Raw genomic sequence first — 22,161 nt, 5'->3', positions numbered from 1 at the left:
CCACCAAGACCGACACACCATCACTGGCTTGCGGCCCGCTTCGGGGGCGGAGCCGCCGGATTCACCAACAGGAAGAGGTTGATCAGGATGAACAAGGTTCTCGAGGCGCTGCTCGTCTTCCAGGCCCGGATGCTCACCGCTCGCGACGACGAGCGCGGCCAGGGCACCCTGGAGTACGTCGGCATGATCATCGTCGCGGCGGGCATCGTCGTGGCCGTGCTGCAGGCCGCCCAGGTGATCGACCTCGGCGCCGTGTTCACCGACGCGGTGAACCAGGTCACCGGCGGCTGAGCTTGACCGCCACTCGTCCCTGACGCGGGCCCCGGAGCAGTTGCTCCGGGGTCCGCGTCGACGTGTCCGTGCTCTCGGAAGGTCTCGCGTCATGCTCCTCCATCGCTCCGGCCGTCGCCCGCGTGACGAGGCCGGTCAGGTCACGACCGCGCTGGTGATCATCGTCAGCGTCGGCCTGATCGCGGTCGCGGTCTGGGGCGTCGCCCTGCTCTCCCGCGGCGTCGACGAGAAGTCGCAGGCGCAGAGCGCGGCCGACGCGGCGGCCCTGGCCGGCGCCGGGTCCCTCACCGACCTGCTGCCGGACCTGCTGGCCCTGATGACCGACAAGGGCGGCCTGGGCTCGACCGCGGGCTGCGGTCTGGGCCAGGACCGGGCCAGCACGTACGCCCAGAAGAACGACGCGACCCTCACGTCGTACTGCTTCGACTTCGCCCACGGCGAGGTGAGCGCGGACGTCGAGATGAACGAGCCGGTCAACGAGGACGTCGGTCCGGCCGTCGCGAGCGCCCGGGCGGAGACCGGGCTCGACCTCTCCTCCTGCTCGTGGACCGACGACGACCCTCCGCCGACCCCGACCCCGACGCCCACGCCCACGCCCACGCCGACGGATGGTCCGGGTCCGGGTGGACCACCGACTCCGCCGCCGCCCCCACCACCGCCGCCGGACCTCGGCACGACGCTGTCCTGCGGGCCCCTGACGGCACACTTCATGATCGACGGGGAGTCCGGCCTGCTCAGCTTCGTCGACCTCGAGCTCGACGGTCTCGAGCCCAGCCTGATCGAGTAGGGCCTCGGACCCCCGAGCCGGTCTGGGATCACGCGGTGTCGCGCCCGGTGAGCATGTCGGGGACGTCGGCACGTGCGGGGTGCCGCCGCGGGTGGTCAAGGCGGCGTACAGCTTGATCTGGAGCGGCCGACCTCCTCGGTCACCTAGGACGGGATGAGGACTCCGGCGTCGAGGTGATCTCCCCGGGCGTACCCGTGCCCGGCGAACCGGCCGGCGAACGCGGCAAGCCAGCCTTGGAGGCTCTCCTCACCCGCTGCCTGCGACCCTGCCGCGGGGGTCGAGGACCAGACTCGCGGCCGGCTTGACCAGCAGCCAGAAGTCGCTGAAGTCGCGGCGGCGCCACGCCGCCTGCACGCGCTTCCAGTCGACCGGCATCGCCGTCATCGCGCTGGCGCCGCGGCGCGGCGCGGCCGGAGCAGCAGCAGCCCGACCAGCCCGACCACGAAGAACGCCACGGTGCCCAGCACCGCGGCGACGCGCACCATCGTCCCGGCGCTCCCGAACGTGGAGGGCTGCGACAGCGCCAGGGGCGCCGCGGCCCGGGCCGAGGAGCACGCGAGGACCGAGCCGTCGGGGTAGGAGTCCACGGCGAAGAGTGCGCGCAGCTCCTGCCCGTCGACCGTCACCGGGTCGGTCCCGAGGACCCGGAGCTCCGACATCTTCGCGACGCTCTGCTCGTGGCCGCTGTCGGTGAGGAGTCGGCAGCCGAGGTCGGAGGGTGCGACGCCGTTGTCGGTCGAGGACCCGAAGACCACGACCTGCGCGCCGAACAGGCCCGGGTCGGGGAGCTCGACCGCCGTCGGGTCGTCGACGACGCTGACCCCGTCCGACCCCGGTGAGCCGGTGTCGACGGTGATCGCGACCACGGCGAGGATGACGGCGCCGATCAGACAGGCCACCGCCCCCAGGCGCAGTGCGACGGTCTGCGCGGCATTGATCCTCATGCGGACGAGGAGTCGTCCACGACGAACGTGCGCAGGATCTTGCTGACCTCCGAGGTCTCGAACTCGTCGGTGGGTGCCAGCGCGACCACGTTGAGGATCAGGTCGTCACCGACCTGCTGGAGGAGCTGCCAGTAGGTCACCTGTACCTGGTCGCCGTCGGCGGTGGCGCGCATCTCCTTCCACGTCACGAGGAAGGCCTGGTCGGCGCCCTCGCCCTGGGCCGGGAGCGCGATGCGCTGGACCTCACCCTCGGGTCCGCCTGCGGCCTTCGCGCTCTCCAGGGCGAAGGACTGCTCGGCGGCGGGCGTCGCGGGAGCGACGTCGCGGATGACGACGACACGCTGCGGCAGCGCGGGGACCTGGGAGGGCTTCTCGAGCACCAGCATCGGCTCGCCGTTCGAGCTCGTCTTGTGCTGCTGTTGGAACTCTCCCGGTGCGCTGATGGTGAAGCCGTCGCCCTCCACCTCGGAGTAGTCGGCTGGTGGGTCGATCATCGTGACCGTCACGGACGGGCTCCCCGTGGGCAGGTAGGCGGAGTCGGGATCGGAGCTGTCGTCGGACCCCCCGGCGCAGCCGGCGGTCGTGAGCGCCATGGTGCCGGACACCACGAGGGCGGCGAGACGTCGACGCCTCATGCGCTGCACTCCTCCCAGTCCACCCACTGCGTGCCGTCCCAGTATTGCGCTCCGGTGGTGGTCATCGAGTCCTCCTGGACGCTGGCGGACACCCCGAGCTCGATGCCGAGCTTGCCGCTGGCGTCGAGACCGAAGACGGTGTTGGAGCTGGTGTCGTAGTCCTGCTGGGTCACGGTGCCGCGGGACTGGGCCGCCTGGAAGAAGTTCTGGGTCATCAGCATTCCGGGCACCCCGAGCGCCGGGTTGCTCCAGCCTCCGAGTGCGCCCACGCCCTGTGCCAGCAGGAACTGGTTCGCGACGGACTGGTCGGCCGCCGAGTCGATCGGCAGGGTGGCCTGGTAGATCCGGAGCTTGCCCTCCTGGTTGGACAGCGCCGGGTCTGACTCGCCCCCGAAGATCGCGGACGCGACGCCGGCCGAGGACCCGGCGGCAGTCGCCGTGGCGCTCACCTTGACCATGTTGCCCTCGGAGTCGAAAGTGACGGCGGTGACGACCTCGGCCGATCCCTCCAGCCGGGCGCCCTGGAACTGGGGGTCGCCGTCGGTGTCGAAGCCCAGGCTCTGCAGACCGGCCTTCCCGGACACCTTGGTCTTGAGATAGACGGTGGTCGTGCCGTCGCGGTTCTTGCGGGTGCCGAGCAGCACCGATTCCGACACGCCGGCGCTGGCGGAGTCGGTCAGGCTGGTCGCCTCCGCGCTCGCGTTCAGAGAGATGCCGCCCTCGGCGTACACCTCGTCGGGGTCGGGGAGGTCGTTGCTCACTCCCACGAGGTCGGTGGCCTGATCGGTCAGCCAGCGGATCGGTCCGCTGTCACCGGCGACCGTGTCCTTCACCTGGTCCTGCAGCAGGGCGTCCATCAGGTCGCCGATGTTGTCCTTGTCGGCGTAGTAGACGTCGCCGTCGCGGATGCTGATCGACGCCCCCGCCTGAGCCGTCGCGCTGCCACCGACCTTGGTGTCGTTGACCGTGACGGTGAGGCCACCGCCGACGCCGACCTCGGCACCAGCGCCGCCGGTGTCGGTCACGGTGACGCGATACTCCCCGTTGCTGAGCTTCTGGATCTCGATGCGGCGCCCGTCCTCGGCGGTGACGACGATGACCGAGATCTTCTGGTTGCGCTCGACACCGTCTTGGGTGAGCACGCACGGGTCCGTCGGCTTGTGGGCATCGGGCGAGGACGACGGCGGCGTGCAGCCGCCCTGGCCCATCGTGACGACCTGGCAGACCCAATAGGAGAAGGTCTCGCCGATGACCTTGCCCTGCGGCACCGCGGCCATCATCAGGCCGAGGACGACCATGGCGGCGATGATGGTGACGCCGGTCGTCTCCAGGCTGGCGGCCCCTCGCTCGTGCCGCCCCGGGTCGTCTCCGCCGCGCATGGTCCTGCCTCTCCTGCTGGGGTGGTGCCGCCCGCGCACCCTCGTGCGCGCGTGCTCCCAGTCAACGGCTCGACCCCGGCGAGCTCGTAGGTCCACGGGCCTGGCCGCGGGCCCATCGGTGGGGCGCCTGCCGAACCTCACGGCGTCAGCTGAGCTGGTACGGCGCCGCTGTCGGCGACGCGGTGCGGGTGTCGGCGCTCTGGCCGGCGGCGACGACGACCGCGACCCACAGGACCAGGTCGAGGATCACCGTCGCGATGCCGGGATCGAGGAACAGCTGGGCCACCAATGCCCGTCCGGCCCAGGCAGCCGGCGAGATCGCGTAGGCCAGCGCAGCCGTGACGGCGACCCTGCCGAGCAGACCCGGCTCGCCGTACGCTCGCCGCATGACGATCCGGGTGAGCAGCACGAGGACGACGATCGTGAGGACGGTCCGCAGGACGACCGCGGCGGTCGGGCTCCCCGACGAGAGGCCGACGAAGAGCGCGGCGAGCCACGCGACCAGTGCCCCGGCCGCGAGGACGACGGCGAGGCGTGACATCAGGCGGAGGTCCATCGGCTGCCTCTGCGGTCCTTCCAGGCGTCGGTGCTTGCGAGCGGATCGTGCCACTCCTGCGTCCGGCGCAAACCTCCGATGACCCGGACCCCGAGGATCTTCGGGCCGGGTGGCCGCGTCCTGCTCTGCGACGGACGGCCGGTCGCACCCCTCGAGGTCGCCGACACCGCGCGATCGCGGCGCAAGGGCCTGCTCGGCACCGATGCCGTCGCGGGGGCGCTCTGGATCACCCGGTGCCCGTCGGTGCACATGGTCGGGATGCGCTACCCGATCGACGTGGCCGTCGTTGACCGGGACGGCACGGTCCTGCTCGTGAGGACGCTGTTGCCGCTGGTCGGCATGACGCGACCCCGGCGACGGGCCAGTGCCACGATCGAGGCCGCGGCTGGGGCGATGGCCTCGTGGGGAGTCCGTCCGGGCGCGGTGCTCGCGATCGCCGAGCGGGAGTGATCGCGCCGCGTTGCTCCGCGTCAGCGGACGACGTCGACGACCAGCGCCGCAGCGCCGAGCAGCACTGCGAGCACGACGGCGACCCGGCCCAGCACCCGCCGTGACGTCGCGAGGGCAACCACCGCCGCCAGCGCACCGAGGGCGGCGGGATAGCCGACGGCCTTGCCGGTCGCGGCGTCGCGGAGGGCCTGCGGGGTGTCCTCGATGTGGAAACCGAGCGCGAGCGCGTGCAGGACCAGGACGCCGCAGCCGATGAGACAGACCACGGCGATCGCCCGAACGACACCAGTACCCACTGCCCACCTCTCGTCGCTGGACGGCCACGATAGCCGCAGCCGGCGGCCGGACCGGGCAGCCGCTCCAGTGCTAGCGGTAGTGCGGGTGCTCCAGCTGCTGCTGGATCAGGTCGGCGATCGCCGCATGCCCCGCCGCGTTGGGGTGGAAGCTGCTGGGGTCGGCGATCATCAGACCGGGGCCGCCCATGTCGAGGTCGTTGATCCAGGGGTCGTCGCTCCCGATGCCGTGGCCGTGGAAGGCGTCGGTCGGGTCGACGAACTCCACGCCTGCCTCCGCTGCCGCATCGGCGAGCATCGAGTTCAGCAGCCCGGCCATCTCGTTCATCCACACCTGGTCCTCCGCGAACAGCAGGTCGTGGTAGTCGTCCGACGGGTTGTCGGGGAACAGCTGGGGGTAGCCGATGATGATCACCCGAGCGTTCGGGGCCTTCTCCTTGATCGCCAGGTAGCGCTCGATGAGCTCCTGCTCGAGCTCGGGGAGCCTGTCTCGGATCCGCTGGTCGTGCTTCTCCTGGCAGGTCGCGATGAACCCGACACCGCCCTCGCCGTTGAGGATGCAGTCCGTGACCACGTCGGCGAAGCCGATATCGTTGCCGCCCATCGTCATCGTGACGAGGGAGGTGTCCTCGTCGAGGGCGTCGAGCTGCGGGTCCTCGCCGGTGTTGCTGTGGTTGGAGTGGGACAGGTCGCCGGCCACGGCGCCCGAGCACGCCACGAACGTCAGGCCACCCTCGAAGTCGTTGTGGTCCGCCAGCACCTGGGAGTAGGCGTTGTGCGAGCGGTGGCAGCGGTTGTGGTCCTCCTCGTCGTCGTTGAAGGGCCACAGGTCGTCGCGGTCGTCGAAGTCGGTGCCCTCCTCGTAGTCCCACGCACCCTCGCCCGAGGAGTAGCTGTCCCCGAGGGCGACGTACTCGCCGCTGGTGGCCTGCTCGAGCGGGGTCCCGCCCGCGCCGGGTCCGACGGCACACCCCTCGCGCTCGATGACGCTGCAGATGGCCTCCGAGAACGAGTCGCGGATCGATGCGCCGGCCGGCGAGACGAGGAGGCCGATGGCGAGGACGGTCGCGACGATCGTCGCGCCGAGGTACTCGAGGGTGCCCGCCCCGCGCTCGTCGTTCCTCCGGTGGCGGCCCACCTGAGGGGTCGTCATCTCACTCGCCCTCCGGCACGGCCGCGGCTGCGGCGGCGAGGACAGCGGGGTCGGGGACCGCACGGATCGCGTAGGACATCAGCATCACCGCCGCGTCACCCCGCCGGATCAGCAGCAGGTCGGCGGTGATCGGGATCCGGCCCTGGCTCGTCTGACGCCACGCCACGCTGTCCTCGGGCGCCCCGTCGACGCTCAGGGGCTTGACGATGAACCTGGCCTCGGGGCTGTCGGGTCGGCTGCCGCTCGCGGTGTACCCGGTGCAGTCGGCGAGCGCGGCGCGGAGCTGGTCGATCACACCGGAGACGAGGTCGGAGTCGTACACCCGGACGTGCTCCTCCAGGAACGGACCGAGGGGGCCCTCGGAGAACCGCACGCTGGTGGCGCGGACCGGCGGCTCGGGTTCGAGGTCGACCCCGCAGACGTCGACCCGGTAGTCGACGCCCTGGGAGTTGCTGTCGCCCCACCCGGTCGGCAGCGACTCGGAGGTGATGAGGTAGTCCGTGCTCCGCGGGCCCGTGGTGTCGGTGGCGTCCCGGGCGGTGCTCTCGCCGCACGAGCACAGCAGCAGGGCGAGCCCGAGAGCCGCAGCGGTCCGGCGCAGCAGGCCGCGGTCCCGCGATGATCTGGTCATGCGCCGGACGCTACGTCCGCGTGGCGCCGTCGACCTGGGCCCCGGGACCCAGGTCCGGTACCAGAGACCCGGGACCGGACGGCGTCAGCGGAGCAGCAGGAGCGCCGAGAGCGTCAGCAGCAGGACGCCGAGCACCACCAGGACGACGATCGGCAGCGACCCGCCACGCGGCCTGGATGTGGTGTCAGCGACGTGCAGCACCGAGGTCGCGGCGACGAGCGGCCCGGGTTGGACGGCGGACGCCGTGCCGTCGAACCTGCCCTCGAAGTGGTCCAGCACCTCGACCTCCCCGGGGTTCCAGGCCGCGGGAGGCAGTGTCGTGCGCAGCTCGTCGAGCATGGCGCTCGCAGTGGCCGGCCGTCGATCCGGGTCGGGATCGCCCGATCGCGCCAGGAGCCGGCCGAGGGGCGTCGCCGGCATCTCCTCCTCGTGGAACGGCGGCGGGTGCCCGACGAGCATCTCGAGCCCGACCATCGCGGCGGCGTAGAGGTCCTGCCGGGGGTCGGGATCGCCGCCGAGGAGCTGTTCGGGGGCCATGTACCCGGGGGTGCCGAGGGTGGTCGACGAGAGCGTCATCCGGGGCTGGTCGACCGGCACCGCGATCCCGAAGTCGGTGAGCCGGACGTGCGGCCGGCCGGCGCCGGTCGGCTCGAGGAGGAGGTTGGCGGGCTTGACGTCACGGTGCACGACCCGCGCGGCGTGGACGGCCTCGAGTGCCGACAGGGTCTGCTCGAGCACGACGCCGACCCAGGCCTCGGGGAGGGGCCCCCAGTCCCCGACGAGCGTGGCGACCGACCCGCCGCGCACCAGCGGCATCGTGAACAGGACGGTGTCGTCCTCGCCCGCCCACGAGATCGGGGTGACGACGTGGGGGTGGTGGATCCGGGTCGACTGCTCACGCATGAACCGCAGCAGGGACCCGGCGTCGCTGTGCCGCAGGAGCTTGGCGACCTTGACCTGCCCGTCCTCCTGGTCTCGGACCAGCCAGACCGACCCCATCCCGCCCTCGGCGATCGGGTCGAGCAGTTCGTAGCGCCGCGCGAACACCTCGCTCACGCGGCCTCCCGCGGTCGACGGGCACGCGGCGCGCGACGCTCGGGGTCGACCATGGCGCGTATCGTACGCACGCCGCGGAGGGGTGGGCGTGCGTGATCGGTCACGGGTCGGCCGAGCATCGTGACAGACGTCTCACTTGTATTAGGACGTTTGCCTGGCGTTCACCCGATCGGATGGGTACAGTTTTCAACGAACCGCTGGGGACCCGAGACCCCAGCGGTTCTTCCATTTCCCGAATGGGTACGGCGCTGTCATGGCGATCAACACCCGCAGGATGAAGGCCACCCCCGAGCAGGTCTGGGACGTGCTGGCCGACGGCTGGCTCTACCCGCTCTGGGTGGTGGGCGCCTCCCGGATGCGCGAGGTCGATGACGGCTGGCCGGCGGTCGGCACGAAGCTGCACCACTCCGTTGGCACCTGGCCGGCGCTGCTCGACGACACCACCGAGGTCGTCGAGTCGACGCCCGGGTCCACCCTGGTGCTGCACGCGCGGGCATGGCCGACGGGCGCCGCGAAGGTGACGCTGAGGCTCGAGGCGGTCGGTGTCGAGACCGACGTGAGCATCGAGGAGGACGCGGTCAGCGGCCCGGCGCTGCTGATGCCCAAGCCGCTGCGCGACCTCCAGCTGACGTGGCGCAACACCGAGAGCCTGCGGCGGCTGGCGTACGTGGCGGAGCGGCGCAGCGCGGGCAGGACCTCGGCCTCGTAGACCACCCGGCTCTGGGGTCAGTGGCTGGCCTTGCCGCCCTTGCGGCCGGCCTCCTTCTTCTGGGCCGTGGTGCCGCCCTGCTTGCTGCTGCCGCCCTTGCCGGACTGCTGGCCGCCGTGCTTGGAGGAGTCCTTCGCGTTGGCGATCTTGGCCGCCCGCTCCTTCGACATGCCCTTGTCCTTGAGGGCCTCGTACTGCTTCTCGTTCTTGACGTTCGCCGACTTGCTGGGCATCGCATCCTCCTGACGTCGGATGATCTGGCTGACGTCGGGGAGGTACCCGGCTCGCGGAGCCACATTCCAGCTCAGCCGTTGACGGGCACCAACACGTCGCGGGCGAAGCGCTCCATGCTGTCGAGCTTCTGTTCCAGCGTGGCGTCGAGCCCGTGGTAGTACGCCCACGGCATCGTCCAGCAGTCGGTGACCCCGCCGGCCTCGGCGCGGGTGAAGTGCTCGGGCAGGAAGGCGTCGCTGAGCGCCGTGATCACCGAGAAGTCGCCGTTCGCGCCGGCCTCCCGGCGTACGTCGGCGATCCGGCCGGCCAGCGCGATCGCCTCGTCCGTCGGGTAGATGTCGCCGACCCACCCGTCCTGCCGTGCCGCGCGCCGGAACGCGATCTCGGAGAGGCCGCCGATCAGCACCGGGATGCGCTCGGTGGGCGTGGGCTCCATCGCGAGGCGGGGTGCGGTGTAGAACTCGCCCTCGAACTCCGTCCACCCCGGGGACCACAGCTGCGCCATCAGCGCGAGCGCCTCGTCGGTGCGCCGGCCCCGGGTCGAGAAGTCCTGCCCGAGCAGCTCGAACTCCTCGCGGCACCAGCCGATCCCGACGCCGAGGCTGACCCGGTTGCCCGACAGCACGGCCGCGGTGCCCACACTCTTGGCCACCTGGAACGGGCTGCGGATCGCGGGGACGTAGACGGAGGTGAAGAACCGCAGCCGGGTCGTCACGGCGGACAGCGCGCCGATCAGCACCCAGGGGTCCGGCCAGTCCGCGTCGGAGTCCCAGCGGCGGGCGCCGTCCGCGGTGTAGGGGTACGGCGTGGCCAGCTCCTCGAGGTCGACCACGTGATCGGGCACGGCCATGGAGTGGTAGCCGAGCTCGTCGGCCGCGCGGGCCAGGTGGGGCAGGTGGTCGACCGGCTGGAAGGCCGTGCTGATCGAGAAGCGCACCTCGGCAGCCTAGCCGGAACTAGAACGTGTTCTCGGACGTCCCTGCACGGTTTGACCGCCGCGGCCGGCGGGGTACCGACCGGCCATGTCCGAGCAGAGGCCCGGCGCTGCCCGTTGGGTGCCCGAGACGCTGAGCCGGCGCTCGCTGCGCGAGGCGGTGCAGGAGTGTCGGGGCTGCGAGCTCTACCGCGACGCGACGCAGGCGGTGATGGGCGACGGCGACCGCGACGCCGAGCTAATGCTGCTCGGTGAGCAGCCGGGGGATCGTGAGGACCGCGAGGGCGAGCCCTTCGTCGGTCCCGCGGGGAAGGTGCTGGACGAGGCCTTGGCGGAGGTCGGCATCTCGCCCGGCGACGTCTACATCACCAATGTCGTCAAGCACTTCCGCTGGTCGGGGACCCGCGGCAAGCAGCGGATCCACCAGTCACCGACCCGAGCCCAGGTCGCAGCGTGCGGGCCGTGGCTCGAGGCGGAGCTGCGGATGGTCCGGCCGACGGGTGTCGTCCTGCTCGGCGGGACGGCGGGTCAGGCCGTCTACGGAGCGGGCTTCCGCGTGGGCGAGGCCCGCGGCCGGCTCGAGGAGTGGCCGTCGTCGTTCGCGGTGGAGCGGCCGCCGGCATGGGTGCTGGCCACGACGCATCCGTCCGCGGTCCTGCGGTCGGACGACCGCAGGTCGGCGTACGACGGTCTCGTCGCCGACCTGCGGATCGCGGCCGAACAGCTTGCTACTTGAAGATGCTGTAGCCGCCGGGCCCGACGGCGAAGCCGACGATGATGAGCACGATGCCCCAGAGCATCTGACCCTTGAAGAGCTGGACGATGCCGGCGATCACGAGGATCACGGCCAGGATCCACAGCAAGAACAACATGGATGGTTCCTCCCTCTAGTAAGGAGGGGTCAGTGCCCAGTCCGGGACAGGTTCACTCCTCGCGGAAGTCCTCCACGATGTGCATGGCCGCCTCCTCGGCGGACGCGGCCGCGCCGTCGATGCCGACGTCGTCGCCCACGAGGTCCTTCTCCGTGTCCTCGCCGAGCCCCTCGTCGGGGCTCACCAGCCGGCCCGCTCGGGCGGTGCCGACCTCCCCGTCGTCGAGGACGTCCTCGTCGTCGGCGTCGGCGTACGGGTCGTTGTCGGGGACCTCCTGGCCGAGCCGTTGGTCGATCGTCTCGCGGTGCTCCTCCTCCCAGGGCGTGTTGCCGTAGCCCTGGCCCGCGGAGTAGCTCTCGGGCGGCGAGTAGCCGCGGTCCAGCTCGTCGGTGACGTCGCCGTCGCCGAGGTCGTCGATGTTCCCGGGCTGGTCCTCGTCGTCGACGCTGTAGTCGCCGTAGATCTCGGATTCACCTTCGCTGTGGCCGCCCACGTCTCCTCCTTCGTCAACCCTCACGCTAGCCCACGCGAAACAGGACTGATTCCCCCTTGCGTGGGGTGCGGGCAACCGGAACGGTAAAGCCATGGATGACTCGCTTCAGACACTCGACCGCTGGTGGCGCGCCGCGAACTACCTGTCCGTCGGCCAGATCTACCTGATGGACAACCCGCTGCTGCGCGAGCCGCTGGTGGCCGAGCACGTGAAGCCCCGCTTGCTGGGCCACTGGGGCACCACCCCGGGCCTGAACTTCATCTACGCGCACCTCAACCGCACGATCATGGCCCGCCGCCAGCGGATGATCTTCATCACCGGCCCCGGGCACGGCGGTCCCGGCCTGGTGGCGTCCGCCTACCTCGAGGGCACCTACTCCGAGGTCTACCCCGACGTGTCCCAGGACGCGGCCGGCCTGCAGCGGCTGTTCCAGCAGTTCTCCTTCCCCGGCGGCATTCCGAGCCACGTGGCCCCCGAGACGCCGGGCTCGATCCACGAGGGTGGCGAGCTCGGTTACGCGCTCTCGCACGCGTACGGCGCCGCCTTCGACAACCCCGACCTCGTGGTCGCGGCGGTGGTCGGCGACGGCGAGGCCGAGACCGGCCCGCTCGCGACGAGCTGGCACTCCACCAAGTTCGTCGACCCGCGGCGCGACGGCGCGGTGCTGCCGATCCTGCACCTCAACGGCTACAAGATCGCCAACCCGACGGTGCTGGCCCGCATCCCGGAGGACGAGCTGGTCTCGCTGCTGCGCGGCTACGGGCACACGCCGTACGTCGTGTCCGGCTCCGACCCCGAGCAGATGCACACCGAGTTCGCCGCGACGCTCGACCGCTGCCTCGACGAGATCGCGGAGATCCAGGCCGAGGCCCGCGGCTCGTCCGGCGCCGTCGCTCGTCGTCCGTGGCCGATGATCGTGCTCCGCTCGCCGAAGGGCTGGACCGGCCCGAAGGAGGTGGACGGCAAGTTGGTCGAGGGCTTCTGGCGCTCCCACCAGGTGCCGTTCGCCAACGCCCGCAGCGACGATTCCCATCGCGGGGTGCTCGAGGAGTGGCTGCGCAGCTATCGCCCCGAGGAGCTCTTCGGCGAGGACGGCGCCCCGGCCGAGGACATCCGGACGCTGCACCCCAAGGGCGACATGCGGATGAGCGCATCGCCGTTCGCGAACGGCGGCCTGCTGCTCAAGCCGCTGCGGATGCCCGACTTCCGCGACTACGCCGTGGAGGTCGATGCCCCCGGCACCGGCGCCGTCGAGGCGACCCGCGTGATGGGCGGCTTCCTGCGCGACGTGATGGCGCAGAACATGTACAACTTCCGGCTGTTCGCCCCCGACGAGAACTCCTCCAACCGGCTCCAGGACGTGATGGAGGTGACCAACCGGACCTGGAACGCCGAGATCCTCGACTACGACGACCACCTCGCGGCGGACGGCCGGATCATGGAGATCCTCTCCGAGCACACCTGCCAGGGCTGGCTCGAGGGCTACCTGCTCACCGGGCGGCACGGGCTGTTCTCCTGCTACGAGGCGTTCATCCACCTCGTCGACTCGATGTTCAACCAGCACGCGAAGTGGATGGAGTCGACGAACCGGATCGAGTGGCGCCGCCCGGTCGCCTCGCTGAACTACCTGCTCACCTCGCACGTGTGGCGCCAGGACCACAACGGCTTCTCCCACCAGGACCCCGGGTTCATCGACCACGTCGTGAACAAGAAGGCCAACGTGGTCCGCGTCTACCTTCCGCCGGACGCCAACACGCTGCTCTCGGTCACCGACCACTGCCTGCGCAGCAAGCAGTACGTCAACGTCGTGGTCGCGGGCAAGCAGCCGGCGCTGCAGTACCTCTCGATGGACGACGCGATCGTGCACTGCACCAAGGGCGCCGGCATCTGGGAGTGGGCGTCGAACGACAACGACGAAGGCCCCGACGTGGTCATGGCCTGTGCAGGGGACGTGCCCACGATGGAGACCCTGGCAGCGGTCGCCCTGTTGCGCGAGCACCTGCCCGACCTGCGGATCCGGTTCGTGAACGTCGTGGACCTGATGCGGCTGCAGCCCGCGAGCGAGCACCCGCACGGCTTCTCCGACGCGGACTTCGACGCGCTGTTCACCGCCGACCGGCCGGTGATCTTCGCCTACCACGGCTATCCGTGGCTGATCCACCGGCTGACCTACAAGCGCACCAACCACGCCAACATCCACGTGCGCGGCTACAAGGAGGAAGGCACCACCACGACGCCGTTCGACATGACGGTGCTCAACCACATGGACCGCTACAACCTCGCGATCGACGTGATCGACCGGGTGCCGCGGCTGCGGGCGACGTCGGGCGCCGCGCGCGAGGAGTTCAAGAACGCGCTGATCCGGCACAAGCAGTACATCCGCACCCACGGCGAGGACCTGCCCGAGGTGCGCGACTGGAGCTGGGAGGGGGCGTTCGGCCCCCAGCGGGCCACGAGCGCTCCGGAGCTCAACGCCCCGGAGGGATGACTCAGGCGGAGGGTCGTCGGGCGTACGTCGTGGTGCGCTCGACGACCGGCCGGCCGATGCCGGCGCCGATCTCGACCAGCTCGGCGACCGTCTTGGCCGAGCCGTGCTCGGAGCCGGCCATCCGCGAGATGGTCTCCTCCATCAGCGTGCCGCCGACGTCGTTCGCGCCCGCCCGGAGCATCGCGCGGGTGCCGTCGACGCCGAGCTTGACCCACGAGGTCTGGATGTTGCGGATCCGGCCGTGCAGCAGGATCCGCGCCATCGCGTGCACCGCGAGGTTGTCGCGCAGCGTCGGACCGGGGCGGGCCACGCCGGCGAGGTAGATCGGGGCGCTGGTGTGCACGAACGGCAGCGGCACGAACTCGGTGAAGCCGGTGCGGCCGGCCTCGAGAGACTCGTCCTGGATGCGGGAGAGGACCCGCAGGTGCGAGACCCAGTGGCGCGGGTTGTCGACGTGGCCGTACATCATCGTCGAGGTCGTGGGGATGCCGACCCGGTGGGCGGTGGACACCACCTCGATCCAGGTGCGGGTGGGCAGCTTGCCCTTGGTGAGCACCCAGCGCACCTCGTCGTCGAGGATCTCGGCGGCGGTGCCGGGCAGGGAGCCGAGACCCGCCTCGCGGGCCTTGATCAGGAAGTCCTCGATGGACAGCCCGGTGCGGGCGACCCCGTTGACGACCTCCATCGGGGAGAACGCGTGCACGTGCATGTCCGGGACCCGCTGCTTCACCGCGGTCACCAGGTCGAAGTACGCCGAGGCGGGCAGCTCGGGGTCGATCCCGCCCTGCATGCACACCTCGGTCGCGCCCAGGTCCCACGCCTCGGCCGCCCGGTCGGCGACCTCGTCGAGCGAGAGCGAGTAGGCGTCCGCGTCGGTGCGCCGCTGGGCGAACGCGCAGAACCGGCAGCCGACGTAGCAGACGTTGGTGAAGTTGATGTTCCGGTTGACGACGTAGGTGACCTCGTCGCCGACCGTCTCGCGGCGCAGGTCGTCGGCCAGCCGGCACACCTGCTCGAGCAGCTCGCCCTCAGCGGTCATCAGCGTCAGCGCGTGCGCGTCGGACAGGTTGCCCGGATCGGCCTCCGCGGCTCGCAGAGCGGCCAGCGCCTCCGCCGGCGCCGACGGCGGTTGAGGTGCGAGCGCAGCGAGCCTCGAAACCCCGTCGGCCGCAGCCTGCACCGCGTCCCAGTCGCCGTAGACGTTCGCGAAGTCCGAGCGCCGGTCGTCGGTGCGACCCTCGCTGTCGACGGCGGCGAACAGATCGGTGCGCCCGACCGATGCGAACCCACCGTCGGGCTCCTGCCACGGCAGACCGGTCGGGCGTACGCCCCGCCGCGCGAGACCGTCGTCGGTCGCCAACGCCGCCACGTGGGCGGACACCCGCGGGTCCAGCCACGGCTCGCCGGCCCGCACGTACTCGGGGTGCACCGTCAGGCGCGCAGTGAGGTCGAACCCGCAGGAGGCGGTGAGGTCGCGCAGCCGCTCCAGCGACGGCCAGGGACGCTCGGGGTTGACGTGGTCGGGCGTGAGCGGGGAGACGCCGCCCCAGTCGTCGACGCCCGCGGCCAGCAGGGCCCGGCACTCCTCGAGGTCGACGAGGTTGGGCGGCGCCTGCACCCGCGCCTTGGGCCCGAGCACGATGCGCGTGACCGCGATCGCGGCCCGGTACTCGTCGAGGGCCAGGTCGTCGGTGTGCCGCATCGCGGTGTCGGGCTTGGCCCTGAAGTTCTGGACGATCACCTCCTGGACCGCGCCGAAGGCCCGCGAGGTGGCCCGCAGCGCGAAGATCGTCTCCGCCCGCTCGGCCAGCGTCTCCCCGATGCCGACCAGCAGCCCGGTGGTGAACGGGATCGACAGGCGGCCGGCGTCCTCGAGCACCCGCAGCCGCACCGCCGGGTCCTTGTCGGGCGACCCGAAGTGGGCCTCGCCCCTGTCCTCGAACAGCCGGCGCGAGGTGGTCTCGAGCATCATCCCCATCGAGGGCGACACCGGCTTGAGCCGGTTCATCTCCTCCCACGACATCACGCCGGGGTTGAGGTGGGGGAGCAGCCCCGTCTCCTCGAGCACCCGCACCGCCATCGCGCGGACGTAGGAGAGCGTCGAGTCGTAGCCCTGCTCGTCGAGCCACGCCTGCGCCTCGGGCCAGCGGTCCTCGGGCCGGTCGCCGAGGGTGAACAGCGCCTCGAGGCAGCCGAGCTCGGCACCCTGGGCGGCGATCGCGAGGATCTCGTCGGGCGAGAGGTACGGCGCCCGACCGTCGCGCGCCGCCTGGGCGGGAGTCTCGACGAACGTGCAGTAGTGGCACCGGTCGCGGCACAGCCGGGTGACGGGGATGAACACCTTCGGGGAGTAGGTCACGACCCCGGGCCGTCCGGCGGCCACGAGCCCGGCGTCCCGGACCCGGCCGGCGACCGTCGTCAGGCGGTCGAGGTCGGGACCGGTCGCGGCGAGCAGCACCGTCGCCTCGGCGACGTCGAGTGCGGCGCCGCGCTCGGCGCGCGCGAGTGCCCGGCGGACCTGCTGCGGGGTCGGCTGCTCGTTCATCGAACCCAGGCTAGTGGCCGCCCCCTCGCGGGGGCGGCCAGCCCAGCTGATGGTCAGACCGGGGCCGCGGTCGGCGTCGCCTCGGGCTCCAGAGCCACCCCCGTCCGAGGGTCGACCGGGGGCTTGCGGTCCAGGGCGCTCGGCCACCAGATCTTGCCGCCCAGGTCGAGGTTGATCGCCGTCACCAGCACCGAGCGGACGATCATGGTGTCGAGCAGCACCCCGAGCGCGATCGTGGTGCCCAGCTGGAGGGTGAACGTCATCGGCATCGTCGCGAGCATCGCGAACGTCGCCGCGAGCACGATCCCCGCGGAGGTGATCACGCCACCCGTGGACGAGAGCGCGATCAGCGAGCCGCGCCGGGTGCCGTGGTTGGCGGTCTCCTCCCGGACCCGGGTCATCAGGAAGATGTTGTAGTCGATCCCGAGCGCCACCAGGAACACGAAGCTGAACAACGGGAACCCGGTGTCGGTGTGCTCGTGTCCGTAGATGAAGTCGAACACGAACCCGGAGATGCCGAGGGCGGCCCCGAAGGACAGGATCACCGTGCCGACCAGGATCAGCGGCGAGACCACCGAGCGCAGCAGGCCGACGAGGATCAGCAGCACCGCCAGCAGCACGATCGGGATGATCACCTTGTTGTCGCGCGAGGCTGCGTTCTCGACGTCGATCGAGACCGCTGACATGCCCGTGGTGAGCGCGTCGGCGCCGGCGACCTCGTGGGTCGCGTCGCGCACCTTCTCGACGGCGTCGTAGGAGGCCTGGGAGTAGGGGTCGTGAGTGAGGTTGGCGACGATCAGCGCCGCGCCGTCCTTGGCTCCTGCGACCACGGGGTCGGCGATCCCCTCGATGCCGGTCATGGCGGCCACGACATCCTGTGCCTTGTCCTCGTTGGCGACCACCTGGACCGGCGTGCTGGCGTCGAGGAGGCCGTGGTCGACGAGGATCCCCTGGCCGATCACCGAGTCCTGGTCGGTGGTGTACATCTCGTCGCTGGGGATGCCCGAGGTGTCGAGCCGGAAGAAGCCCAGGCACAGGGCGGCGAGCACGAGAGCGGTGCCCACCCAGACCGTGCGCGGCCGCGGGGCGATGCCCTTGCCGACGCGGGCCCAGAGACCCGACGCGGTGGGCTCCTCGGTCCCGAAGCGCGGGACGAGCGGCCAGAAGATCCACCGTCCGAAGATCACCAGCAGGGCGGGGAGCAGGGACACCATCACCACGAAGGTGACGGCCACGCCGATCGCGTTGGCCGGGCCCATGCCGGCGGTGGAGTTGAGCTCGGCGAAGGTCAGGCAGAGCAGGCCGACCACGACGGTGGCGGCGCTGGCCAGGATCGCCGGCGCGGCGCGGTGCAGGGCGAAGGCCATGGCCTCGTGCCGGTCCTCGTGACGGCGCAGCTCTTCTCGGTAGCGCGCGACGAGGAGCAGGGCGTAGTCGGTGCCCGCCCCGATCACCAGCACGGTCAGGATGAACTGGGTCTGGCCGTTGACCGTGAGGCCGGCGTACTTGGCGAGGAAGTACAGCAGACCCATGGTCGTGGCCAGTCCGACGGCGGCGCTGATGATCGGGAGCGCCCAGAGCAGCGGACTGCGGTAGCTGACCAACAGGATCAGGATCACGACGCCCAAGGTGACGAAGAGCAGCTTGCCGTCGAACGAGGTGAAGATCGTCGCCGCGTCGGCGCTCTGTCCGCCCGCGCCGGCGAGGTAGGTGTCGACCCCGTCGATCGCGGTGATGGCGTCGAGCCGGTCCTTGAGGTCGGGCAGCTCCTCCCACAGCTTGTCGCCGTAGTTCACCGTGAACTGCAGCTTGGCGACGTCTCCGTCCTCGGAGACGAACGGCGCCGGGATGCCGGCGGCCTCGGCGCGCTGGGGCGTCACCACGTCGGTGATGCCCTTGATGCCCTCGATCTCGGTCGCCTGGTCCTCGATGGCGGCGAGATCGGACTGCGAGAGCCCACCCTGCTTGTAGTAGACGACGGTGGTGCCCACGTCGTACTCGTCCTGGAACGCCTTGAGCTTCTCGAAGCCCTTGGTGGACTCGGCGCTGGAGGGCAGCCAGGACTCGGTCTCGTTGTTCTGGACGTCGGTGAGCTTGCCCGCGAAGGAGCCCATGATGGCTGCGACGAGAAGGATGGCGACGAGGACGAGCCACTTGGTGACTGGACCGGTCAGTTTGCCGGCGATCTGACGGTGCATGGTGGGACTCTCTCAGGGAGATGGGACAGTCTGCATCGGGGTTTTCCCCTAGTCCGACCCGGTCAGGGTCCAGGACTCATCGGACATCTGTACGACGAACGACCTAGGACCTTTGTGACAGGGATTGAGGACAGTCCCTGACCGCTTGCCTGACGGGTTTCGGGCGGCTCGGATGCGCTCCCAGCGGCGACCGTGTTGCTCCGGCTCTCAGCCGTACAGGCGGTCCAGCACGTCGGCGTACTTGGTGTTCACCACACGCCGCTTGAGCTTGAGGGTCGGCGTGAGCTCCTCGGACTCGGCGGTCCACTCTACCGGCAGCAGCTCGAACGACTTGACCTGTTCGGGGCGGGAGAGCCGGGCGTTGGCCTCGTCGACGGCCTTCTGTGCCATCGCCCGGATCTCGGGCTTCTCGGCGAGGTCGGCGAGGTCGGTGAACTCGATGCCCATCTGCTGGGCGACGATCGGGGCGATCTCGCCGTCGAGGGTGAGGATCGCAACGACGTACGGGCGCCCGTCTCCGATCGCCATCGCGTGGCCGACGATCGGGGACTCCTTGAGGTAGCCCTCGATGTTGGACGGCGCGATGTTCTTGCCGGCGGAGGTGATGATCAGCTCCTTCTTGCGGTCCACGATCGAGAAGAACCCGTGGTCGTCGAGGGTGCCGATGTCGCCGGTGTGCACCCAGCCGTCCTCGTCGATCAGCGACCGGGTGGCCTCATCCTGGAGGTGGTAGCCGGGTGTGATCACCGGCCCGCGCACCAGCACCTCGTTGTCCTCGCCGAGCCGGACCTCCATGCCGGGGGTGGCGCGCCCGACGGTGCCGAGCTTGAAGCCACCGGGACCGTTGGCCGTGACCGCCCCGCAGGTCTCGGTCATGCCGTAGACGTCGTACACCTTCAGGCCGAGGCCGGCCATGAACCGCGCGACCTCGATCGGCATCGGCGCCGCCGCCGACCCCGCCCAGGTGACCTGGTCGAGGCCGAGCAGCAGCTTGAGGAAGCCGAGGATCTGCTCGTCGGCCTTGCGGTAGGCGTCCTCGATCTCCGGGGTCATCGTGCCGCCGACCTCCTGGGCCGCGACCCAGGCCTGCGCTGCGGCCATCGCGTCCTGGACCATCTTCACGTTCGCGGGATCGGGGTCCGCGGCGAGCTTGGCGGACAGGCCGGTCTTGATCTTCTCCCAGACGCGGGGGACACCGAAGAAGCTCGTCGGGTGCACCTCGCCGAGCGCGGCCAGCAGACCGGACGGGTCGCCGATCGCGTGCATGTGGCTGCCCTGGATCTGCGGACCGTAGAGGCCCAGCACCCGCTCGGCGATGTGGGCGAGCGGCAGGTAGCTGATGGCGGTCTGCGCCTCGTGCAGGCCCGCGGCCTCGAGCGTGCTCAGCGCCTCGTACATCACGTTGTGGTGGGTGAGCACCACGCCCTTGGGGTTGCCGGTGGTGCCCGACGTGTAGAGGATCGTCGCCGGTGCGTCCGGCTCGAGGGCGGCCGCGCGGGCGTCCAGTTCGTCGTCGTGGGCGGCGCGGTAGGCCCGGCCCACGGCCACGAGGTCGTCCCAGTCCTGCCCGAGCATCACGACCTTGCGGATGCTGTCGGTCTCCGCGATCGCCTTGGCCCAGCGGGTCCGGTGGTCGTCGTTCTCCAGGATCACCACGGTCGGCCGAGCGTGGCTCGCGACGTACGCGACCTGCTCCGGGGAGAGCGTGTTGTAGATCGACATCGGCGTGGCCGCCGCATGCACGGCGCCCATGTCCGCGACGAAGTGCTCGATCCGGTTGGTCGCCATGATCGCGACCGTGTCGCCCGGCTGGACGCCGGCGTCCACGAGCCCGGCCGCGACGTCGAGTGCGAGCTCGCGGGTCTGCGCCCACGTGATCGTCCGCCAGGCCTCGCCCTCCGGCACCTCGTGCTTGTCGGAGTACGCCGGCCGGTCGGCGAACGACGTCGCCGTCTCGGCCAGCGCGTCCACGAGCGTCCGGCCGGCGACGGCGGCCTCGATCCTGGCGCGTTCGGAGAGGACGTCGTTGCTCATCTGTTGCTCCCTGGGTCGACGGGCGTGGCGTGGGTCACAGCCTCGCGTCTGGCAGGGAGCCTTGTCGAGCGTCAGTCCAGGCGCGACCGGACCAGGTGGTTGGGGAGGTTGCGCTGGCAACCGTCTCGAAACCACCGTCACCGGGCGATCTCGCCGAGGCCGCGCCGCAGGAGGTGGTGGTTTCGAGGCTCGCTTCGCTCGCACCTCAACCACCGGTCGGCGGTCAGTCGCTCAGGTGAGCGACGTCCACACCCTCGGCTCGCCTGCGACGGCGCTCATGCTGCCGAGCTTGACGGGCCGGTTCGACCTGCTCGGCGTGTAGGGGACCAGGACGACCGGAGCCACGCCGTCGCGATGCTCGAGCTCGACGCGGATCGCGTCCGACCTGCCGACGCGGACGTCGGCGACGAACGCCGCGGCCCGGAGCGACGCCGCGTCCCCCTGCACTCCCTGATAGAGGCCGGCCAGGACCTGGTCGGGCGGCGGGCGTCGTCCGAGTCCGGGATCGGCTCCAATCAGTGCCGTCGTACCGTCCATCGAGACCGTGGCGCCGAACGGGTAGAACTCACCGCGTCTGCGGAGCAGGTCCTCCGCGTGGGGCAGCACGAGGTTGAGCAGGCCGTCCAGGTCGTCCTGCGCCGACTGTGTTGCCGAGTCCCGCCATGAGGTCACGGAGTCCGATCCTGGCACGCCCTCCTGTCGGCAAACCAGGGCGGGGACTGGCCAGAAGGCACAACCAGAGCGGATGCTGGCTGCGTGCCTGATCTCGAGCTGACTCCCCGAGCGCCACGCATACAAGACATCGGTGCGCTGATCGGTCTCCTGGCGGTCCTGGAGGGCGAGCTCATGCCGTCAGGCGATGCCCTTCCGGACTGGGCCGATCACGTCGCGCGGCGCCTTGTCGCTGACGGTGCGGCACGGGAGGCGACGCGCCGCGGAGTGCGCCAGGGCCTCAACGACCTCAACCACCGGCTCCGCTACGTGCTGGGGGAGTACGACGAGCCGATCGACCCGCTACCAGTTGTCTGAGGAGCCAGTCATGGCGCTGCTGGAGGTTCCGCCTGGCCTGTACCGAGGCACTGTCGAGGGCGAGGAGAGCGGGCACTGTGTGTGCCGGATGGAGGTCCGCAGGCTGACCGAGCACGCGCTGAGCCTGGACTACGAAGCCGTCGGCGACGACGGTCTGCAGCACGTCGAGCACACGATCATCACGGCGTCGTCCCTCCACGTCGCGATGGGGGAGTTCTCGGAGGTCGTGGCGTTCCACGAAGGACTGGCCGGCGTCTTCACCGCCGCCGTGGCCGCCCCCATGCCCATGCAGATCCGCGCCGACTTCGCGGACGCCACCCTCACCTGGGTCTGGCACTGGGCGCCGCCGGGCGAGCCGCTGCGCGAGCAGTCCCGCGCCACAGCGTGGATAGGGCGCGCACGCACCTGAGGCGACCAACCACCTGCGATTCCAAGCAATCCTCTGGGGTC

The 22,161-nt window shown here is 70.8% G+C and carries 25 protein-coding genes; 8 read left to right on the top strand and 17 right to left on the bottom strand.

Annotated elements, in window-relative coordinates:
- The first annotated feature begins 87 nt into the window (after positions 1-87).
- Together QQZ14_RS18280 and QQZ14_RS18275 are read left to right on the top strand one after the other, a co-directional pair.
- The gene (locus QQZ14_RS18280; RefSeq protein ID WP_284535833.1) at positions 88-291 is read left to right on the top strand and encodes a hypothetical protein; all 204 of its coding nucleotides are present in this window, start codon (positions 88-90) and stop codon (positions 289-291) included.
- Between the two features lie 91 nt (positions 292-382).
- A complete protein-coding gene (locus QQZ14_RS18275; RefSeq protein ID WP_284535832.1) occupies positions 383-1,078 on the top strand; it encodes a pilus assembly protein TadG-related protein in 696 nt (231 codons plus the stop codon).
- A 246-nt stretch (positions 1,079-1,324) separates the two neighbouring features.
- Here the strand turns inward: QQZ14_RS18275 and QQZ14_RS18270 are convergent, their stop codons facing one another.
- From QQZ14_RS18270 to QQZ14_RS18250, 5 genes are all read right to left on the bottom strand, one after another.
- Positions 1,325-1,462, bottom strand: coding sequence for a hypothetical protein (locus tag QQZ14_RS18270; RefSeq protein ID WP_284535831.1), 138 nt, complete (start codon positions 1,460-1,462; stop codon positions 1,325-1,327).
- Positions 1,459-2,022, bottom strand: coding sequence for a hypothetical protein (locus tag QQZ14_RS18265; protein ID WP_284535830.1), 564 nt, complete (start codon positions 2,020-2,022; stop codon positions 1,459-1,461). Before QQZ14_RS18265 ends, QQZ14_RS18270 begins: the two co-directional genes overlap by 4 nt.
- A complete protein-coding gene (locus tag QQZ14_RS18260; RefSeq protein ID WP_284535829.1) occupies positions 2,019-2,657 on the bottom strand; it encodes a hypothetical protein in 639 nt (212 codons plus the stop codon). Before QQZ14_RS18260 ends, QQZ14_RS18265 begins: the two co-directional genes overlap by 4 nt.
- Entirely contained in the window at positions 2,654-4,036 is a 1,383-nt protein-coding gene (locus QQZ14_RS18255) for a hypothetical protein (RefSeq protein ID WP_284535828.1), read from the bottom strand. Before QQZ14_RS18255 ends, QQZ14_RS18260 begins: the two co-directional genes overlap by 4 nt.
- 145 nt (positions 4,037-4,181) lie before the next feature.
- The gene (locus QQZ14_RS18250) at positions 4,182-4,592 is read right to left on the bottom strand and encodes a hypothetical protein (protein WP_284535827.1); all 411 of its coding nucleotides are present in this window, start codon (positions 4,590-4,592) and stop codon (positions 4,182-4,184) included.
- Between the two features lie 78 nt (positions 4,593-4,670).
- Between QQZ14_RS18250 and QQZ14_RS18245 the strand changes: the two genes are divergently transcribed.
- Positions 4,671-5,042, top strand: a complete 372-nt coding sequence (locus tag QQZ14_RS18245; protein ID WP_284535826.1) for a DUF192 domain-containing protein — start codon at positions 4,671-4,673, stop codon at positions 5,040-5,042.
- Positions 5,043-5,062: 20 nt separating this feature from the next.
- Here the strand turns inward: QQZ14_RS18245 and QQZ14_RS18240 are convergent, their stop codons facing one another.
- The 4 genes from QQZ14_RS18240 to QQZ14_RS18225 all read right to left on the bottom strand — a co-directional run bounded on the left by QQZ14_RS18240 (position 5,063) and on the right by QQZ14_RS18225 (position 8,175).
- Positions 5,063-5,308, bottom strand: a complete 246-nt coding sequence (locus tag QQZ14_RS18240; protein ID WP_284535825.1) for a hypothetical protein — start codon at positions 5,306-5,308, stop codon at positions 5,063-5,065.
- A gap of 100 nt (positions 5,309-5,408) precedes the next feature.
- Complete coding sequence (locus QQZ14_RS18235; protein ID WP_284535824.1) at positions 5,409-6,488, bottom strand: SGNH/GDSL hydrolase family protein; 1,080 nt, start codon at positions 6,486-6,488, stop codon at positions 5,409-5,411.
- 1 nt (position 6,489) lies between these two features.
- Entirely contained in the window at positions 6,490-7,119 is a 630-nt protein-coding gene (locus QQZ14_RS18230) for a hypothetical protein (protein ID WP_284535823.1), read from the bottom strand.
- A gap of 84 nt (positions 7,120-7,203) precedes the next feature.
- Positions 7,204-8,175 carry a serine/threonine-protein kinase gene (locus QQZ14_RS18225; RefSeq protein ID WP_284535822.1) on the bottom strand — a complete coding sequence of 324 codons (972 nt, stop codon included), beginning with the start codon at positions 8,173-8,175 and terminating at the stop codon, positions 7,204-7,206.
- Between the two features lie 253 nt (positions 8,176-8,428).
- Here QQZ14_RS18225 and QQZ14_RS18220 point away from each other — a divergent pair, with 253 nt between their 5' ends.
- Positions 8,429-8,884 (top strand): SRPBCC family protein, encoded by a 456-nt coding sequence (locus QQZ14_RS18220; protein WP_284535821.1) that lies wholly within the window; start codon positions 8,429-8,431, stop codon positions 8,882-8,884.
- Between the two features lie 17 nt (positions 8,885-8,901).
- Here QQZ14_RS18220 and QQZ14_RS18215 read toward each other — a convergent pair whose 3' ends face one another.
- Both QQZ14_RS18215 and QQZ14_RS18210 read right to left on the bottom strand, forming a co-directional pair.
- Positions 8,902-9,117, bottom strand: coding sequence for a DUF7218 family protein (locus tag QQZ14_RS18215; protein ID WP_284535820.1), 216 nt, complete (start codon positions 9,115-9,117; stop codon positions 8,902-8,904).
- Between the two features lie 71 nt (positions 9,118-9,188).
- Positions 9,189-10,055 carry a TIGR03619 family F420-dependent LLM class oxidoreductase gene (locus QQZ14_RS18210; protein ID WP_284535819.1) on the bottom strand — a complete coding sequence of 289 codons (867 nt, stop codon included), beginning with the start codon at positions 10,053-10,055 and terminating at the stop codon, positions 9,189-9,191.
- An 85-nt stretch (positions 10,056-10,140) separates the two neighbouring features.
- Between QQZ14_RS18210 and QQZ14_RS18205 the strand changes: the two genes are divergently transcribed.
- Positions 10,141-10,788 carry a UdgX family uracil-DNA binding protein gene (locus QQZ14_RS18205; RefSeq protein WP_284535818.1) on the top strand — a complete coding sequence of 216 codons (648 nt, stop codon included), beginning with the start codon at positions 10,141-10,143 and terminating at the stop codon, positions 10,786-10,788.
- Here the strand turns inward: QQZ14_RS18205 and QQZ14_RS18200 are convergent.
- Positions 10,781-10,924: a GPGG-motif small membrane protein gene (locus QQZ14_RS18200; RefSeq protein WP_284535817.1), complete on the bottom strand. Its 144-nt coding sequence runs from the start codon at positions 10,922-10,924 to the stop codon at positions 10,781-10,783. The two genes, QQZ14_RS18205 and QQZ14_RS18200, sit on opposite strands and share 8 nt — an antisense overlap.
- Positions 10,925-10,976: 52 nt before the next feature.
- Positions 10,977-11,417, bottom strand: coding sequence for a DUF5709 domain-containing protein (locus QQZ14_RS18195; protein ID WP_284535816.1), 441 nt, complete (start codon positions 11,415-11,417; stop codon positions 10,977-10,979).
- Positions 11,418-11,508: 91 nt separating this feature from the next.
- On the opposite strand from QQZ14_RS18195, the gene QQZ14_RS18190 reads away from it, so the two are divergent.
- On the top strand, positions 11,509-13,905 hold the full coding sequence (locus QQZ14_RS18190) for a phosphoketolase family protein (RefSeq protein WP_284535815.1): 2,397 nt from the start codon (positions 11,509-11,511) through the stop codon (positions 13,903-13,905).
- Between the two features lies 1 nt (position 13,906).
- On the opposite strand, the gene QQZ14_RS18185 is transcribed toward QQZ14_RS18190, so the two are convergent.
- The 4 genes from QQZ14_RS18185 to QQZ14_RS18170 form a co-directional block, all read right to left on the bottom strand.
- Positions 13,907-16,450, bottom strand: a complete 2,544-nt coding sequence (locus QQZ14_RS18185) for a bifunctional FO biosynthesis protein CofGH (protein WP_284535814.1) — start codon at positions 16,448-16,450, stop codon at positions 13,907-13,909.
- 53 nt (positions 16,451-16,503) lie between these two features.
- Positions 16,504-18,648 carry an MMPL family transporter gene (locus tag QQZ14_RS18180; RefSeq protein WP_284535813.1) on the bottom strand — a complete coding sequence of 715 codons (2,145 nt, stop codon included), beginning with the start codon at positions 18,646-18,648 and terminating at the stop codon, positions 16,504-16,506.
- Positions 18,649-18,855: 207 nt separating this feature from the next.
- The gene (locus QQZ14_RS18175; RefSeq protein ID WP_284535812.1) at positions 18,856-20,682 is read right to left on the bottom strand and encodes an AMP-dependent synthetase/ligase; all 1,827 of its coding nucleotides are present in this window, start codon (positions 20,680-20,682) and stop codon (positions 18,856-18,858) included.
- Positions 20,683-20,913: 231 nt separating this feature from the next.
- Positions 20,914-21,354, bottom strand: a complete 441-nt coding sequence (locus tag QQZ14_RS18170; RefSeq protein ID WP_284535811.1) for a hypothetical protein — start codon at positions 21,352-21,354, stop codon at positions 20,914-20,916.
- 84 nt (positions 21,355-21,438) lie between these two features.
- On the opposite strand from QQZ14_RS18170, the gene QQZ14_RS18165 reads away from it, so the two are divergent.
- Together QQZ14_RS18165 and QQZ14_RS18160 are read left to right on the top strand one after the other, a co-directional pair.
- Positions 21,439-21,711, top strand: a complete 273-nt coding sequence (locus tag QQZ14_RS18165) for a hypothetical protein (RefSeq protein ID WP_284535810.1) — start codon at positions 21,439-21,441, stop codon at positions 21,709-21,711.
- A 10-nt stretch (positions 21,712-21,721) separates the two neighbouring features.
- Positions 21,722-22,120 carry a hypothetical protein gene (locus QQZ14_RS18160; RefSeq protein WP_284535808.1) on the top strand — a complete coding sequence of 133 codons (399 nt, stop codon included), beginning with the start codon at positions 21,722-21,724 and terminating at the stop codon, positions 22,118-22,120.
- Positions 22,121-22,161 lie beyond the last annotated feature (41 nt).

Origin of the sequence: Nocardioides sp. T2.26MG-1, assembly GCF_950101795.1 — a bacterium.
GTDB lineage: Bacteria > Actinomycetota > Actinomycetes > Propionibacteriales > Nocardioidaceae > Nocardioides.
Note: the sequence above shows the minus strand (reverse complement) of the source record. Positions and strands in the feature narration are given on the sequence as shown.